This window comes from Pseudoalteromonas sp. 2CM36K (assembly GCF_023161865.1).
Lineage (GTDB): Bacteria > Pseudomonadota > Gammaproteobacteria > Enterobacterales > Alteromonadaceae > Pseudoalteromonas > Pseudoalteromonas tetraodonis.
The window spans coordinates 128,932-145,040 of sequence record NZ_JALNTK010000008.1 but is presented as its reverse complement, the minus strand read 5'-3'; the positions used below and the strand labels follow the sequence as shown (position 1 = coordinate 145,040).

10 protein-coding genes and 2 pseudogenes are annotated in these 16,109 nt (G+C 41.1%); 8 read left to right on the top strand and 4 right to left on the bottom strand.

Features of this window, described 5'->3' with window-relative positions; genetic code table 11:
* From MTN97_RS07115 to modF, 5 genes and pseudogenes are all read left to right on the top strand, one after another.
* A pseudogene (locus MTN97_RS07115) lies at window positions 1-177 on the top strand (elongation factor Tu); the annotation flags it as partial.
* Window positions 178-735: 558 nt separating this feature from the next.
* A complete protein-coding gene (locus MTN97_RS07110) occupies window positions 736-1,098 on the top strand; it encodes a hypothetical protein (RefSeq protein ID WP_036981026.1) in 363 nt (120 codons plus the stop codon).
* A complete protein-coding gene (locus MTN97_RS07105; RefSeq protein WP_248474035.1) occupies window positions 1,098-3,428 on the top strand; it encodes a fatty acid cis/trans isomerase in 2,331 nt (776 codons plus the stop codon). The genes MTN97_RS07110 and MTN97_RS07105 overlap by 1 nt, the downstream gene beginning before the upstream one ends.
* A 127-nt stretch (window positions 3,429-3,555) precedes the next feature.
* Window positions 3,556-5,259: pseudogene (locus tag MTN97_RS07100) on the top strand (response regulator).
* 67 nt (window positions 5,260-5,326) lie between these two features.
* The gene (modF, locus tag MTN97_RS07095) at window positions 5,327-6,778 is read left to right on the top strand and encodes a molybdate ABC transporter ATP-binding protein ModF (RefSeq protein WP_248474034.1); all 1,452 of its coding nucleotides are present in this window, start codon (window positions 5,327-5,329) and stop codon (window positions 6,776-6,778) included.
* 6 nt (window positions 6,779-6,784) lie between these two features.
* Here the strand turns inward: modF and MTN97_RS07090 are convergent, their stop codons facing one another.
* From MTN97_RS07090 to MTN97_RS07075, 4 genes are all read right to left on the bottom strand, one after another.
* Entirely contained in the window at window positions 6,785-7,663 is an 879-nt protein-coding gene (locus MTN97_RS07090) for a TraB/GumN family protein (protein WP_248474033.1), read from the bottom strand.
* Between the two features lie 100 nt (window positions 7,664-7,763).
* Window positions 7,764-9,698 carry an LTA synthase family protein gene (locus MTN97_RS07085; protein WP_248474032.1) on the bottom strand — a complete coding sequence of 645 codons (1,935 nt, stop codon included), beginning with the start codon at window positions 9,696-9,698 and terminating at the stop codon, window positions 7,764-7,766.
* Window positions 9,689-10,060 (bottom strand): diacylglycerol kinase, encoded by a 372-nt coding sequence (locus MTN97_RS07080; protein WP_069438791.1) that lies wholly within the window; start codon window positions 10,058-10,060, stop codon window positions 9,689-9,691. Before MTN97_RS07080 ends, MTN97_RS07085 begins: the two co-directional genes overlap by 10 nt.
* Window positions 10,057-11,730: a phosphoethanolamine transferase gene (locus tag MTN97_RS07075; protein WP_248474031.1), complete on the bottom strand. Its 1,674-nt coding sequence runs from the start codon at window positions 11,728-11,730 to the stop codon at window positions 10,057-10,059. Before MTN97_RS07075 ends, MTN97_RS07080 begins: the two co-directional genes overlap by 4 nt.
* A 530-nt stretch (window positions 11,731-12,260) precedes the next feature.
* On the opposite strand from MTN97_RS07075, the gene ilvG reads away from it, so the two are divergent.
* The 3 genes from ilvG to ilvD all read left to right on the top strand — a co-directional run bounded on the left by ilvG (window position 12,261) and on the right by ilvD (window position 16,107).
* Window positions 12,261-13,910 (top strand): acetolactate synthase 2 catalytic subunit, encoded by a 1,650-nt coding sequence (gene ilvG, locus MTN97_RS07070; protein WP_248474030.1) that lies wholly within the window; start codon window positions 12,261-12,263, stop codon window positions 13,908-13,910.
* Window positions 13,907-14,149, top strand: coding sequence for an acetolactate synthase 2 small subunit (gene ilvM / locus MTN97_RS07065; RefSeq protein WP_248474029.1), 243 nt, complete (start codon window positions 13,907-13,909; stop codon window positions 14,147-14,149). Before ilvG ends, ilvM begins: the two co-directional genes overlap by 4 nt.
* A gap of 101 nt (window positions 14,150-14,250) precedes the next feature.
* On the top strand, window positions 14,251-16,107 hold the full coding sequence (gene ilvD / locus MTN97_RS07060; RefSeq protein ID WP_248474039.1) for a dihydroxy-acid dehydratase: 1,857 nt from the start codon (window positions 14,251-14,253) through the stop codon (window positions 16,105-16,107).
* Window positions 16,108-16,109: the final 2 nt, after the last annotated feature.

Sequence of the window (16,109 nt, the reverse complement as noted above, 5' to 3'; positions counted from 1 at the left end):
GACGTAACAGGTGACGTACAGTTACCAGAAGGCGTAGAAATGGTAATGCCTGGTGATAACGTTAAGATGACAGTAACACTAATCGCGCCAATCGCGATGGACGAAGGTCTTCGTTTCGCTATCCGTGAAGGTGGCCGTACTGTAGGTGCTGGTGTTGTAGCAACTATCGTAGAGTAATAATTAACGTTTAAGTTAATTGTTAGAAAAAGGTCACTTAGGTGGCCTTTTTTAATGGCTGCGATTTACATCATGTGAAGGTGGCGCAGTTACCTTAGGCGTAGGTGCTTTGTAGCAACTATCGTAGAGTAATAATTAGCCTAGCTGATTAATACGAAAAAAACCGAGCTTAGCCTCGGGTTTTTTAATGCCTGCAATAAAATAAAGGTTTCAGGTGCAAGGTGTTAGGTAAAGCAGCTCGGTGTTAATTTTAACACTGTCACTTGGGTTGAGTTTTATCGAACTTAGAGGGTAAAGCATGAAGGTTCTGCAATTACCTTGGGCATCGGTGCTTTGTAGCAACGATCGTTGAGTTCTCAATTACTGTAATGCTGCAGGTTTCAGGTTTTAGTGAGTGAAGTTTGGCGTTCCTGTTGTTGTCGTAACGAAGTTTAAAGCAGCATTGATATCGCTGCTTAAAAAATTAACGAAACTATTTTAAGGCTTGTTTATCGTTATTTAAGTTGGAACGTTGTTATAATAGGTAATAATTAAATAGTCAGTAGCGCAGAGAGTCCAATGGAACTTCAACAAGATAGCAATTTAACCCTTCCTTTATTTATTCTAGATGAAACACTAAGTACCCGTGACTTAGCGCAGCCTGACTTGGAAATTTCAGTTATTTTAAGTGATGAGCTACTTACTCAACTATGCCAGAACCCCAGTGCTGACAGTAGTATAGGCATTAGCATTGCAGACTATGAGTTGAATATCATCAATTCAAGCTTTGCTACCGTAGCGCATAGCGAGCATGATGCTCAATTAACCATAACACAGGGGCCTCTATTAAGCGCTGTGGTGACTACTGTTGAAAACCTAACATTCGTATCACCGCAAATCGATATGATGCCTACGTTCGATTTAGGTGATGAGACAGAATAATGAAAAAAAATATTATAGGTACTTTTGTACTGATTATCTTAAGTGGTTGTGCTTACTTAGGTAATGCACATTACAATAAATTATTCGGTCCTGAGCAAACACAAGATCGTATGGTTGCTCATAATAGCGGTGCTGGGGCTGAGTTTTTACAGCAAGTAAAGCCTGTACTCGATAACCGCTGCGTGGTTTGTCATGGCTGTTATGATGCGCCTTGCCAATTAAAACTCTCCTCTCCTGAAGGTATCGACAGAGGTCTCAGTAAAGAGCTGGTTTACGATGGTACTCGGTTGTTAGCCTCAACGCCGAGCCGATTATTATTTGATGCAACCACGACTGAGCAATGGCGAGATAAAGAATTTAGCCCGGTATTAAACGAGCGAGCACAAACTGAAGAAGCCAATTTAGCGGGTAGTGTGTTATTTAATACGCTGGTATTAAAGCAAAGTTCACCCTTGCCAGAAGATGAAGTATTAGATGAACGTTTTGATTTTTCGCTTAGCCGCAACCAAAGTTGTGCGACGATGGGTGAGTTTGACCAATTAGCGGATGAGCAACCGCATGCAGGTATGCCTTATGGCTTGCCTGGAGTGACTACTGCTGAATTTCAGCACTTACAAAACTGGATCAAAAAAGGCGGTAAAATGGCGCACATCAAGCCGCCATCAGCTGCTGAGCTTGCGCAAGTAAAAAACTGGGAAGCATTTTTAAATCAAGATGGTTTGAAGTACCAATTATCAGCGCGCTATATTTATGAGCATTGGTTTTTAGCACACATCTACTTTAGTGATGCACAATCACCTAACTTTTTTAAGTTGGTACGCTCAAGTACTCCCCCTGGTGAAGACATTAAATTAATAAGTTCTCGTCGCCCTTACGATAACCCAAACGTTGAGCGTGTTTATTATCGACTGCTTCACGACCGTTCTACTATTTTGTCAAAAACGCATTTACCGCTTAAACTTAATGATGAAAAGTTGGCACGTATTTACCAGCAATTTATTGCGCCAAATTACACTGTATCTAGTTTACCAAGCTATGAGCCTACCCTTGCATCAAACCCGTTTAAAACGTTTGAAGCACTGCCTATAGATGCAAAATATCAATTTATGCTCGATGAAGCTGAGCTAATTATTATGGGCTTTATTAAAGGCCCTGTTTGTCGTGGTCAAATAGCACTCAATGTGATTAATGATCATTTTTGGGTGGCGTTTGCTGATCCTAAAAAGGTAGCGACTCCGGCGGTAGGTAAAATGCTGGTACAACATGAGGATGCATTAGAGTTGCCCGCAGCAGAGGAAAGTAATGCGTTACCGATTTCTAATTGGGTAAAATACTCGGTTCGCGAAAAACGTTACTTAAAAGCCAAGGTAGAGCTTGCTAATAATCTGTTCAAAAACGGCGAGCATTTAACCACTGAATTATTGTGGAAAGGGGATGGGCACAATCAAAATGCGGCACTGACTATTTTTCGACACTTTGATAGTGCAACTGTAGTTAAAGGCTTTATTGGCCAACAACCTAAAACTATGTGGGTGCTTGATTACGCGCTGTTTGAGCGTATTCATTACTTGTTAGTTGCGGGCTTTGATGTGTATGGCAATATTGGCCATCAATTAATAACGCGCTTATACATGGACTTTTTACGTTTAGAGGGTGAGCACAACTTTTTAGCTTTGTTACCTGAAACTCAGCGAGAGACAATTAAACAGAGTTGGTATCGAAAATCACCACCTAGTTTGTCGACCTTTTTTGAAAACAATCGTGAGTTTAGTCAACCCAGCGGTATTGACTATCAAACAGATGAACCGCAATCAGAGCTATATGGCTTAATTAAAGAGGCATTAGAGCCCGTTTTAAGTCCTCGTTATGACTATAAAAAAGTACCCGCACCATTAAGTGCGATTAATACCATGCCTGTTAAAGCAGTTAACTTACTGCCACAGCTATCTTATGTGCTAGTGAAAGAGCAGGATAGCCACACAGGCTATACGATTATTCACCATAACGCGCACTATAATATTTCGAGCCTACTAAACGAAGATGGACAGCGCGCCTATGAAGAAGATACGGTGACAATAGTTCCGGGTTTTATTGGTGATTACCCTTCTGCAATTTGGTATTTAAATAACGCCCAACAGGTTTCGGCCTTTGCAGAACAGTTACCGCTAATGCAAGTGGAAGCTGATTATCGCGCTTTAAAGTCTAAGTTTGCGATTCGTCGAACTCACCCGCAATTTTGGCAATACAGCGATATTTTACATCAGGTTGCCCGCCAGTACCGAGGGGTTGAATTTGGCATGTTTGATTATAATCGACTAGAAAATCGTTAGGTACACGCTAAACGGTTACAAGAGCCCAGCTTAACTAGCTGGGTTTTTTGTATTTAATAATTTAGTAATTAGTTTGCTAAGCTTAGGCTACAATTAAAACAAAAAAGTAACCTAGTTTAGGTTCAACATTGTTAAGAGTATTCGCAAACGTTACCGTTGGGCTTTAGTTGCTATTGCCTTGCTGGTCAGCGTATCTGCATTACTGATGCAATACTTCTTTTCAGTGCAAAAATACGATGCAAAAATTATCAATATAGCTGGCAAGCAACGTATGCTTTCGCAAAAAATAGCTTGGCATAGCAATGCATTAATTAATCAAACTGATAATCACGCACAACATCTTCAATCGTTAAAACACTCCCTTGAGTTATTTGAACAAGCCCATGAATATTTACTCACTAAAGATGAGCAAGGTAACGCAGTTTATCTAAATACATCTTTATTTGATTTATATTATGCCTCCCCAAGCAACTTAGATGCAGAAGTGTTGGCCTTTATAACGCAAGCTAAAATTTGATTTCTCAAAAGGAGCCTATTAATTTGGCTTCGTATTCTGTGGGCGAAGTTGAAGCATTACTTAAAAAATTAGACACTGCGGTGAGCTTATTTGAGCAACAAGCGGTAAAAAAGGTTGATTGGATCTCTAGTATTGAACTGCTTTGTTGGTTTTTTACTCTGGCATTATTGTTTTTAGAACTTAGATTTGTGTTTATGCCGATGGAAAAACGAGTTCTGCAGACCTTACAAAAGTATCAACAACAAAAAGAGTTTGCAGAGCAGGGAAGTAATAACAAAGAGCACTTTATTGCACGAGCCAGTCATGAATTTAGAACTCCATTACAGGGGTCGATTGATGAGCTAAAAATTCCCACTTCACAGCAGGATATACAACGCCAAGCTCGGTATTGCTCGGCGAGGTTGTTGGCGATGTTAGATGAATTACAAGATTTACAAGCGCTGAGTTTAAATCGTTGGTCGTTAAACTCGACCTCTGACAACTTACTAACCACCATAAATAAAGTGTTAGTTGTGTATGAATATGGTTGTACTGAAAAAGGCTTAAACCTACTCAGCGAATTAGCAGCGAGCTTAGACTGCGCGGTAATTGTAGATCATGCGCGCTTACAACAAATAGTTAATGAGCTACTCAGTAATGCATTAAAGTTTACAGAGCAAGGAGAGGTGAAAGTCATCGCTGCGCTCAACAATAACCAACTATCGTTGAGCGTCGAGGATACCGGCTGTGGCTTTGATCACCTTACCGAGCAATTAGAATTAGACAGCACTGAGCAATGTAACCATTTTCAAGGACTCAGAACAGGCTTGCCCGTGTACAATATATTGTTAAGGCCTTAAAGGGTGAAATTCGTTTTGAAAATAATCATCAGCAAGGGGTATCTGTATTTTTAACATTACCATTAGAGATGGATACTACTTTAAGCAAGTCATCGTCAATTCCTGATAACTTACATTGTTTAGTCGTTGAAGATAACCCACTTAATATGCTGGTACTCACTAGCTATTAACCGCATTGAACATACACGCAGAATGCGCTGAGAATGGCAGAATAGCGTGTGAAATGGTCGCCAAAAAATCTTATGACGTCATCTTTATGGATTTAAATATGCCGGTTATGGATGGGTTTGAAGCTACTAAAATCTTGCATGATAACGATAAAACACTGCCGATTATTGTGGTTACCGCAAACACCTCTGATAGTGATCTTGCTCGCGCAAAAGCTTGTGGAGCAATAGGTCATATTCATAAACCCATAGATCAGCAAAGCATAATCGCGGCGCTAAACAATGCTTTTCTACCTGAGGTTGATTAAATCTCACTTGCCTAATTATTCCTTATTACGTTAATTTGAGTTTTTAAGCTCTGTTTTGGGATCTAATGTGCGCTCAATTTTACTACAGCAATTTAGTGGTTATTTATCTACCGATGACAGTGCTCGGTATTGTATCGACGATTTAACTTGGCAAGTAAAGCAGGCTGAACATTGGGTATTACTCGGGGGGAATGGCGCTGGAAAATCAGCACTCGCAGCAGCGTTAATTGGTGAAGCAAAACAACAAAGCGGGCAACGTCATAGTACCTTTAACAAGCTACAATTAGTGTCAAGTGATCTACAAAAGCAGTTACTTAACACGCATCGTAAAAGTGAAAAGCCACAAAAAGTAACGGACATGCTCTTTGCTGAGCCTGAAATAAATAGCGATTTATGCCAACAGTTAATCACCGCTTTTAATTTTGATGCCTTACTTAATCGTGATTTTACTGATTTATCTACTGGCGAAACGCGTAAATTATTATTAATTAAAGCGCTATCTGCTAACTGTGATTTAGTTGTGCTTGATGAACCATTTGATGGCTTAGACTCTGAATCGGTTGGGCAGCTAAACCATCTATTACAGCAGTTGAGCGCACAAACCTGCTTTGTGTTTGTGCTAAACCGTGTTGACGAAATTCCAGCGTTTGTTGATCACTTTGCTTATGTGAGCAATGGTCGTTTACAACATAGCTTGGCAAAACCGTGTGCAGCAAAACGAGCGGATTTATTCAAATTACTTCATTTAGAGCATACATCATTAAGTATTCCCGATGCGCCTGAATGCTGTTTTAAATCAGCGACAAACACGCCACTCGTTAAGCTCACTAATGCCCATGTGCGTTACAGCGAACAAACAATTTTCGAAAATTTAAACTGGACGATTAACCAATATCAGCACTGGCAACTCACCGGGAAAAATGGCTCAGGTAAAACCTGTTTATTAAATTTAATTACTGGTGATAACCCTCAGTGCTATAACAATGAGATTGAAGTGTTTGGTTTTAAGCGTGGCACAGGGGAGAGTATTTGGGATATAAAACAGCACATTGGTTATATTTCAAATACGCTACATTTGCAGTATCGAGTGAGTATTTCGGCGCTTAATACTATTATTTCAGGGTTTTTCGATAGCATAGGTTTATATCAACAAGTCAGTGAGTTACAAACGCGTTTAGCTAAAGAGTGGTTGGCACTAATAGGGTTAAGTGACAAAGCAAATAGCGCTTTTACCCAGCTATCGTATGGCGATCAGCGACTATTACTGATTGTGCGCGCAATGGTTAAACATCCTGCTTTGCTTATTTTAGATGAGCCATGTTTAGGGCTTGATGAGGCAAATCGTCAACGCGTTTTACTGCTGATAGAAAAGGTGTGTGCTGCAAAAACGAGTACCGTTATTTATGTAAACCATCATGCAGCAGATACCATTAAAGGGATTGAACACACCTTAAAAATGGAAGATTTTAAACCGGCTCACTATGGGCAACAAGCTGCTCATAGTGAGACGCTTATATAAGCTTGTTTATAACTGAGTAATCTTAAACCCTTGGTCGCGAAGTTGTTTAATTAAACCATGCTGCTCAACTAAGTGCAGAGCACCTACCGCAATAAACACCTTACCTTGTTCAAGTTTAGGCGTGAGCTGAGTGACCCAATTATTATTGCGCTCAATCAGCATCACTTGCTCGCTTTGTTGACCGTATTGGCTGTCATCAAAACTGGTGTGGTAATAGCTGGTTAGGGTTTGCATATCGCCCTTTTTCCATGCATCCACTAGGGTGATAAAGTAGGTATTAATATCGCTTAGTTGCTCAAAAGTTTCTGCCATCATGGCATTGCTTAATGACTCTAAGCCATTAAACATCTGTAGTTGTTGCTCTATGGTTTCAAGCTCCGCAATGTTAATACTGTGCTTTTGCGCGTACTCGAGTATTTGCTTATCGATACCGTTTTTATCTGAATAGCCCGCGTTTTGAAACTCAATTTGCATCATGGTCAACATAACAGCCCAAGGTTTAAAACTATTGAACATGGCAATATCAATCGATTTTTTAGCAAAGTAGTTTTTGAGGAGTTGATAATTTTTTTCTGAAAGCTCGCTCTGCAGTGTGCGCCCGTTAGTAAGCAACATAAACGGCATAGAACGTTGCTGCATTTGTAATGGTGATAGTTTACTAATATCTACTTCAACAACAACTTGATTACTGTTATCCAGTGCGTGAGTGACTTTTTGTGGTAGCCCTTTCATGCTGGCATCGCCCACATGCACGGTGCCAAATAAATACGAGCTAGCGCCTTGTTTTTCTATTTTGAATAGAGCCGGTGCTGCATAGCCATTGACGCTAAAGGCTAAAAGTAATAACACCATAAATAACTGACTAATACGTAATGACACGTTCATAAATTCCTATCCAAGTTTAAGTTGTTTTATAAATACTAACTTAGTTTACTTTATAGGTAACGTAAAAATGCCTGATTAATCAATCAGGCATTTTTCGGTGTTATTGATACCAATTATTGCTGTAGGCCATGTTGCCATAATTAGCCAGCGCACGAGCTTGTTTGATGAGTGCGCTATCGTTATGCTTGGGGTGTAATTGCTTATTTTTATAAATATAGGTGGTTGCCGGTTTATCTGGCTGCAAAATAACAACTTTATCGTTTTGCATGTAAGCAAAGTTTTTATCGTACTGCATCATTGCACGCTGCTTGTTTTTGGCCACAGGGCGAGTGAGATCATGACCAATCATTGGGTGTTCACCGCTGGCGCCAATAAGCGACAGTAAGGTGGTAGGTATATCCAGCTGACTGGCTAATTGATGATCGCGTTTGGGTTTAATACCGTTTCCAAAAATAACCGCAGGAATTCTAAAGTGATCAATAGGTACAAGGCTGGAACCAGACACGCGTGAGTCGTGATCAGCAATCACTATAAACACAGTATCGTCCCAGTAGGATGATTTTTTCGCCTTTTCAATGAATGTGCCAAGGGCATAATCTGCATATTTAGCTGCGTTATTACGGCTTTGCTTTGGTTGCTCAAACAGGGCTATTTTACCGTCCGGAAATTCATAAGGGCTATGATTAGAACTACTAAAAATCAGACTAAAAAATGGCTTTTGCTGTTGGTGTAATTTATTCAGCTCTTTATCTGCTTGAGTGAATAAATCTTCGTCAGATGCGCCCCATGAACCATTAAAGTTAATGTTATCGAAGCTTTCACTATCAACAATATCACTAAAGCCGTTACCCAAAAAGAAGCTGCGCATGTTGTCAAAGTGACTTTCTCCACCATAAATAAACTGAGTATGGTAGTCCTGCTTTGCTAAAAAACTAGCCAAGGTAAAAAAGTCACGTTGTGATTTATCGAGTTTTACAACCGCGCGTGAGGGAGTCGGTGTAAAACCGGTTATAACTGCTTCAATACCGCGTACAGAGCGAGTGCCGGTAGCGTATAAGTTATCAAATCCCCAGCCCTGTTGATAAAGTGTATCTATATTAGGCGTTAAGGGTAAGCCATCTAAGGTACCTACATAACGAGCGCCCAAGCTTTCTTGCAGAATAATAACCAGGTTTTTCTTTTTACCTTGGTAGCTTGCCTGATGAAAAGTGCGGGTAGGGGCATTTGGATTATTAAATATTGCTTGAGGATTTTGCATGGTACTGCGTACTGTGGCGAGTAACTCCTCTTGAGGGACCTTGCCATAATATGCCTGACTTGATTGCTCATTGGAGAGCTGTTTTAACGCAAATGCTACGCTATATGATGAATTAAGCGTGAGGTCATTCAGCAAGTGGTCGGTCGAAAATGCCACCATAGCGGGGTTTAATGGACGATGGCCTAATGAATTTCGAGCGCCTAACAGTGTTAGGCTACATATAATAACAGCTAACAGTGATAGTTTTATTGCCCCTAGGGACGAGCGGTTTTGCCATTGCTGAGTAAGAATTTTGTTAGCAAATTTAATGGTGAAAACGAGCGCTAAAACAGCGAAGAGGACTTCGAGTTTGTAACCTGAAAAAATCATTTTAGAGACTTCTTTAGGATATATAAGGTATTCAATAAATAGGCGATTAGGGCGTAAGTCGTACTCGTTAATAAACGTGGGTGTAATAACCTCAAAAAACACTAACATTGCAGCCATTATTACTAAATACCACTTTACGACTCCTCGAATATAAGCAGTTAATTTGAGAGCGTGTGCTGCAAGTGTTAGTAACAAAGCGGGGGTTATGATGTAGCATAATGTTGCTATATCAACACGTAAACCGCCTACAAAAACAAAGTGCCAGGCGCCTTCGGTAAATACACGGCCACTTTGCCACAAACTTAAACCTAATCGCGCAAAAGTTAGCAAGCATAGGAGTGCGAAAAAAAATACCGCTAAAACCCACAATGGCCCCAATACTTTTTTAGTGCTACTGATTAAGTCCATAGCACAGACCACCAAACTAAAATAGCAATAAGCATGGCGATAAAGACACTGGCGGATGCAATATCTTTAGCTAGGCCTGATAGTTCATGATATTCGCTACCGATGCGATCAACCACCACTTCGACTGCGGTATTGACCAACTCAGCAAATAACACAAACAATAAGCTGGCAATCAAGATTAATTTGCTACTTAAAGTAATTTCTTGCAAGCAGGCAAATACGCCTAGCAAACTAAATAAAACCAACTCTTGCTGAAAAGCAGCCTCAAATCGGCTCATCCATTTTAGGCCGTTAAATGTATGGCTTAAGGTAAAAATTAGGCGCATTAGGCCTTGGCGTTTTATAACGGTTCTATTATTCATATTTTAGTTTCGCTATGGTTAATCGTTTGACATGACGCGAGTAAATCTTCAGAGGTTTGGTAGGTTTTACTCGCAACACCGGTTAAGCTTAAAAGGGTATGAAAAATAGTGTCGTGTGATTGTGCTAAAGTGCTATTTAAGTTGTTTAGACACTTGGCTGTAATGCGCTGATTATGCTCATCAGCCCAGATGTAAAGAGGCACATGGGTTTGAGCTGTTGGTGCAAATGCATAGGGAAAGCCATGTAAGTATGCGCCATTTTCACCGAGCGACTCGCCATGGTCAGACACATACAGTAATTGCTTATCAATATTAGCTGGCAGTGCCTTTAACTGTTCAATAACTTGAGCGTTGATAAAATCACTATAAGCAATTGTATTATCGTAGGTGTTAACCAGTTCTTCAGCGCTACAGTTTTGAATATCGCTGCGGTCGCAGGTTGGACTAAACTGTTTAAATTTTTCAGGGTAGCGCTTAAAGTAAGTAGGGCCATGTGAACCCATCATATGCAGCACTATAACCGTATTAGCCTGACTCAAATTGGCAAGCTTGTGCTTTAAAGGGGCTAGTAACGCTTCATCAAAACAGTATTTACCATCACATAGTTCAAATGCTTTGGTATCAATATTAATGGTAGGTACGCGTGTGCAGACGTTTTTACAGCCACTGTTATTATCAACCCACAAGACATCTGCGCCTGCTTGTTGTATCAAATCAATTACGTTTTGCTGGTTATCACTGTCTAAACGAGAAAAATTGGCATGAGTTTGCAGTGAAAACATACATGGTACTGACACTGCTGTGGCCGTGCCACACGACGATACGTTATCGAAATAAGTGACATTATGTTTTTGCGTGTATTGGTTGGTATTACGCTCATAGCCTTGGTAGGCAAAATTTTCAGCTCGAGCGGTTTCACCTACCACGATGACAGTAACTCGTGTTGTACTTGGCGATGCTAAAGTTGGCGTGGTATCAATATTTTTAAATTCAATATCGCTATAAAGTAACTGGTCACGGGCGTATTTGTAGCCACTAGAGAGATATTGAAATGGAATAATTTCTTTTTTAAGAATACGGTTATTACGACCCGTTGCCGCGTAATCGGCGTAAAAGTTAACGACCACTAATGCAATCAGTGCAAAGCTTGCTAAAAGCAGTTTAAGACGACTAATAACTTCTTTGTATGGGCGGGCGCAGTTTATTTTTATTCTACTCAAAATAAAGACAGGTAATGCGGCAAAAAGCAGTAAAAAGCCAACGAGTTGCAGGTTTAAATAGCTTAACGCTTCACTAGAGTCAGTTTCGACGGTGTTTTGTATCATGGAATAATCAAACACCACACCATAGTTCAATGAGCCATATAACGCCGCACTCGAGAGCACTAGCAGCAAGTAGTTAATGGGTTTTAGTATTCCCCGAATAGAAACCACTGAAAAGAATATGATTAACAAACAAATCAGTAGTAACGGCACAGAAAACAAAAATAGCCATGAAAATGTGTGCAACGAGGTAATAGCGCTAAACGCACCATGCATAAATGGAATATTAATAACTAAGCCGTAATAACAAGCCATAAAAATAATGAATGCATTAGCACTGCAATTAAAATAAAAACGTTTTTTAGTATTTTCTTGCGGTTGCTTACTGAGTTTGAAAGTTAAGTTCATAACACGCCTCTTTTTCGTGAACGTTGTTATGCTAGGCTGCCAGGCTTAAGAAACTCTTAAGAAATCGATTTATTTTAATTTTGTTAGATAAAAATGAGGTGGCTTACTAAAAATTAATCAAACCAGAATTCAGTGTTATAAGAATAGTGAATTTCCTGAGTTGAAATGAAAGGATAAAAAATCTATTTAACCTCGCTTAATTGAATTTTAAAACCTGAGTAAGTGTATTTTTATAATTATTTTGAATTGAATTTGGTGTTGACTTACCGCCCTGAGCGCGGTACTAATATAAAAAGACAGCGAAACAAGATGTTCGCAGTGACTAAATCTTAAATGGTACTGAATTTTATGCTTAAAAATGCACTTAACCTAGTCCTGATTATTATCGTGGTGATTATTCCCGCGAGGGCTTCGTAGTGCTTTAAAAAACTTAAGCATTGAAAAGCCCTCCGCACTTAACCGTCCGGGGGGCTTTTTAGTTTTAGAGTTAAATTTTTAATGGGTTGTCAAACAGGAATGAGGATTTACTAATGACAGGCGCAGAACTAACAATAGATTTACTCGCCAAACACGGCGTAGATGAAGTATTTGGCTACCCAGGTGGTGCTATTATGCCCATTTACGATGCCTTGTATGGTGCGCCTGTAAAACATTATCTTACTCGTCATGAGCAAGGTGCAGGGTTTGCCGCCGTGGGCTATGCACGCAGTACTGGTCGTTTAGGTGTGTGCTTGGCAACATCAGGCCCTGGAGCTACTAATTTAATTACCGCATTGGCAGATGCCATGATGGACTCAGTGCCTTTACTTGCTATTACAGGGCAAGTACCTACCGCCGCAATAGGCTCCGACGCCTTTCAGGAAATTGACGTGCTTGGCATGTCGCTTTCATGTACTAAACACAGTTACATGGTTGAGCGAGCAGAAGATTTAGCCGAAATATTACAAGAAGCGATGCATTTAGCACAAAGCGGCCGTCCTGGCCCCGTTTTAGTTGATATCCCCAAAGACATTCAAATGGCGCAGGTGCCTTTTAAACCTTGGTTAGCGGCAGATGAATACTTACCGCAACTTGATTTAAACCAAGTTGCTATCGCCAATCAATTACTCAGTGAAGCCAAGCAACCCGTAGCGTATATTGGTGGGGGCGTTCATGCCGCTGATGCGCAAGCGCAGTTAATGCAATTTTTAAATAAAACGCAAATGCCTGCGGTTTCAACCCTTAAAGCATTGGGCAGTGTATTACCTGATTACGAATATGATTTAGGGATGCTAGGTATGCATGGCGGTCAAGCGGCTAATTTAGCCGTGCAAGAATGTGATGTATTAGTGTGTATTGGCGCTCGCTTTGATGACCGTGTAACAGGCAATTTAGCTAAGTTTGCTGCAAAAGCAAACGTAATTCATTTAGACATAGATGCAGCCGAGGTCGGTAAACGTAAACCCGCAAAAGCGTCATTAATTGCAGATTTAAAAACTTCACTTCCCGCCCTTGAATGCGTGGTTACACCAAAAGCGTGGTGCGATCATAATAAACAAATGATGGTTAAGCATGCATGGCGTTACGACTATCCTGGCGAAAAAGTATTTGCCCCTTATTTACTTAATCAACTAAGCCAGCGTATGCCAAGCACCAGTGTTGTTTGCTGCGATGTTGGCCAGCACCAAATGTGGGTAGCTCAGCACATGAAGTTTAGCCACCCTTGCAACCATTTGAGCAGTGGTGGTGCAGGCACTATGGGATTTGGTTTACCCGCGGCTATAGGTGCACAGATAGCGCGTAAAGATGACTTTGTCATCACCGTTTCAGGTGATGGTTCAATCATGATGAACATTCAAGAGCTTGCCACTATTCGCCGTAATAATTTACCAGTAAAAATACTGATACTTGATAACCAGCGTTTAGGCATGGTGCGCCAATGGCAGGAGTTATTTTTTGAAGGGCGCTATAGCGAAACTAACTTGTCAGATAACCCTGACTTTGTACAGCTAGCGGCTGTTTTTGGTATTCCTGGGCAAACGATTACCCATGCCAACCAAGTGGATGATGCAATTACAGCCTTATTAAATAGCGATGGGCCTTACATTGTTCATGCTTGTATCGATGATAAAGAAAACGTATGGCCACTTGTTCCACCTGGGGCTGCTAACGATGAAATGATGACGGAGAAAGCACAATGAAACACAACTTAACAATTGCCTTAAAAAGTCAAAGTGTCGCAATCGAGCGCTTTTTACGTGTCGTACGTCATCGTGGTTTTGACTTGACTCACTTACAGCTCAATATGGACGATGGTCAATATAATATGGCCATGACGGTTGATAGCGATAAACCAATTTATTTGCTTACCAGCCAGTTAAATAAATTGATTGATGTGAAACATGTCACGCTACAAAGCTTACAGCAACAGGCTGTATAAAATAAATTTAACGAATTTTACGAATAACCGGTTATTTGGTTATTCATCAATTTTTAGAATGAGGAATGCCCGCATTAACTGCGGCAAACACTGAGGTAACTATGGCTAAATTAAGAAGTGCAACCACCACTGAAGGGCGTAAACGCGCAGGCGCAAGAGCATTATGGCGTGCAACAGGCATGACTGATACCGACTTTGGTAAGCCAATTATTGCTGTTGTGAACTCATTTACGCAATTTGTTCCGGGGCACGTGCATCTTAATCAGCTTAGTGAACTGATGGCTGAAACCATTACTCAGGCCGGTGGTGTACCAAAAGAATTTAATACCATTGCTATCGATGACGGTATTGCCATGGGTCACGGCGGTATGCTTTATTCACTGCCATCGCGCGATTTAATTGCCGACTCGGTAGAGTACATGGTGAACGGCCATTGTGCCGATGCGATGATTTGTATTTCTAACTGCGATAAAATCACCCCTGGGATGATGTTAGCTGCGCTGCGTTTAAATATACCGGTTATTTTTGTATCGGGTGGCCCTATGGAAGCGGGTAAAACTAAATTAGCCAATATCGATATTAAACTCGATTTAGTAGATGCCATGGTTAAAGGTGCCGATGAATCGGTAAGTGATGCCGACTCAGAGCAAGTTGAACGCTCTGCATGTCCTACCTGTGGCTCGTGTTCAGGGATGTTTACTGCCAACTCAATGAACTGTTTATTAGAAGCAATAGGCCTTGCGCTACCTGGTAACGGTACCACGCTTGCAACTCACAAAGACCGTAAGCAATTGTATGTCGAAGCAGGTGCTCGCATCGTTGATTTATGCCGCGAGTACTACCAAAAAGATAACCAAGACGTACTGCCTCGTGCCATCGCTAATAAAACCGCATTTATGAACTCTATGGTGGTTGATATTGCCATGGGCGGCTCATCAAATACGGTATTACATTTACTCGCAGCGGCACAAGAAGCCGGTGTAGATTTTGATATGTCACACATTGATGAGCTTTCACGTAAAACGCCATTTTTATGTAAAGTCGCGCCAGCTACCGCGCAATACCACATTGAAGACGTACACCGCGCTGGTGGCATGATGGCCATAGTACGCGAGCTTGGTAAAGCCGGCTTGGTTGATTTATCGGTTAATCATGTTGCCGGCATGACCATGGGTGAGTTGGTAAAAAAATGGGATGCAACAGATCCTAATAACGAAGCGGCGCGAAAGTTTTACCGCGCGGGTCCGGCAGGCATTCGTACCACCAAAGCAATGAGCCAAGATTGTCGTTGGGATGAGGGTGATAACGACCGTGAAAACGGTTGTATTCGCAGTGTTGAACATGCATTTCGTCAAGATGGCGGCCTTGCCGTGCTTTCAGGTAATTTAGCAATAGATGGCTGTATCGTTAAAAGTGCCGGCGTTGTCGATGAAATGCTGCATTTTGAAGGTACTGCTGTTGTTTATGAGTCTCAAGATGACTCTGTAGAAGGGATTTTAAATGGTGAAGTAAAAGCCGGCGATGTAGTTATAATTCGCTATGAAGGACCTAAAGGCGGCCCAGGCATGCAAGAAATGCTATACCCAACCAGCTACTTAAAATCAAAAGGCTTGGCTGAAAAATGTGCCTTGATCACCGATGGTCGCTTCTCGGGTGGTACGTCAGGTTTATCAATTGGCCATGTGTCTCCCGAGGCAGCCAGCGGTGGCGCGATAGCTTATGTTGAAAATGGCGATAAAATTATCATCGATATTGCCACTCGAGAAATCACTTTAGCATTAAGCGATGAGGAACTCGAAGCTCGCAGGCAAAAACAATTGGCTCGTGGTAAACAAGCGTATAAGCCGCTTAACCGCGATCGCTATGTCTCATCTGCGCTTAAAGCGTATGCGCTACTTGCAACCAGTGCCGATAAAGGTGCGGTTCGCGATTTAGCCAAACTGGAGGAGCTTAGTTAGGT

What these genes read in the sequence shown, in the direction of transcription:
- MTN97_RS07110 (WP_036981026.1), top strand. Translation starts at nt 736, where the DNA reads ATGGAACTTCAACAAGATAGCAATTTAACCCTTCCTTTATTTATTCTA.
- MTN97_RS07090 (WP_248474033.1), bottom strand. Translation starts at nt 7,663, where the DNA reads ATGAACGTGTCATTACGTATTAGTCAGTTATTTATGGTGTTATTACTT.
- MTN97_RS07105 (WP_248474035.1), top strand. Translation starts at nt 1,098, where the DNA reads ATGAAAAAAAATATTATAGGTACTTTTGTACTGATTATCTTAAGTGGT.
- MTN97_RS07075 (WP_248474031.1), bottom strand. Translation starts at nt 11,730, where the DNA reads ATGAACTTAACTTTCAAACTCAGTAAGCAACCGCAAGAAAATACTAAA.
- MTN97_RS07085 (WP_248474032.1), bottom strand. Translation starts at nt 9,698, where the DNA reads ATGGACTTAATCAGTAGCACTAAAAAAGTATTGGGGCCATTGTGGGTT.
- MTN97_RS07080 (WP_069438791.1), bottom strand. Translation starts at nt 10,060, where the DNA reads ATGAATAATAGAACCGTTATAAAACGCCAAGGCCTAATGCGCCTAATT.
- ilvG (WP_248474030.1), top strand. Translation starts at nt 12,261, where the DNA reads ATGACAGGCGCAGAACTAACAATAGATTTACTCGCCAAACACGGCGTA.
- ilvM (WP_248474029.1), top strand. Translation starts at nt 13,907, where the DNA reads ATGAAACACAACTTAACAATTGCCTTAAAAAGTCAAAGTGTCGCAATC.
- ilvD (WP_248474039.1), top strand. Translation starts at nt 14,251, where the DNA reads ATGGCTAAATTAAGAAGTGCAACCACCACTGAAGGGCGTAAACGCGCA.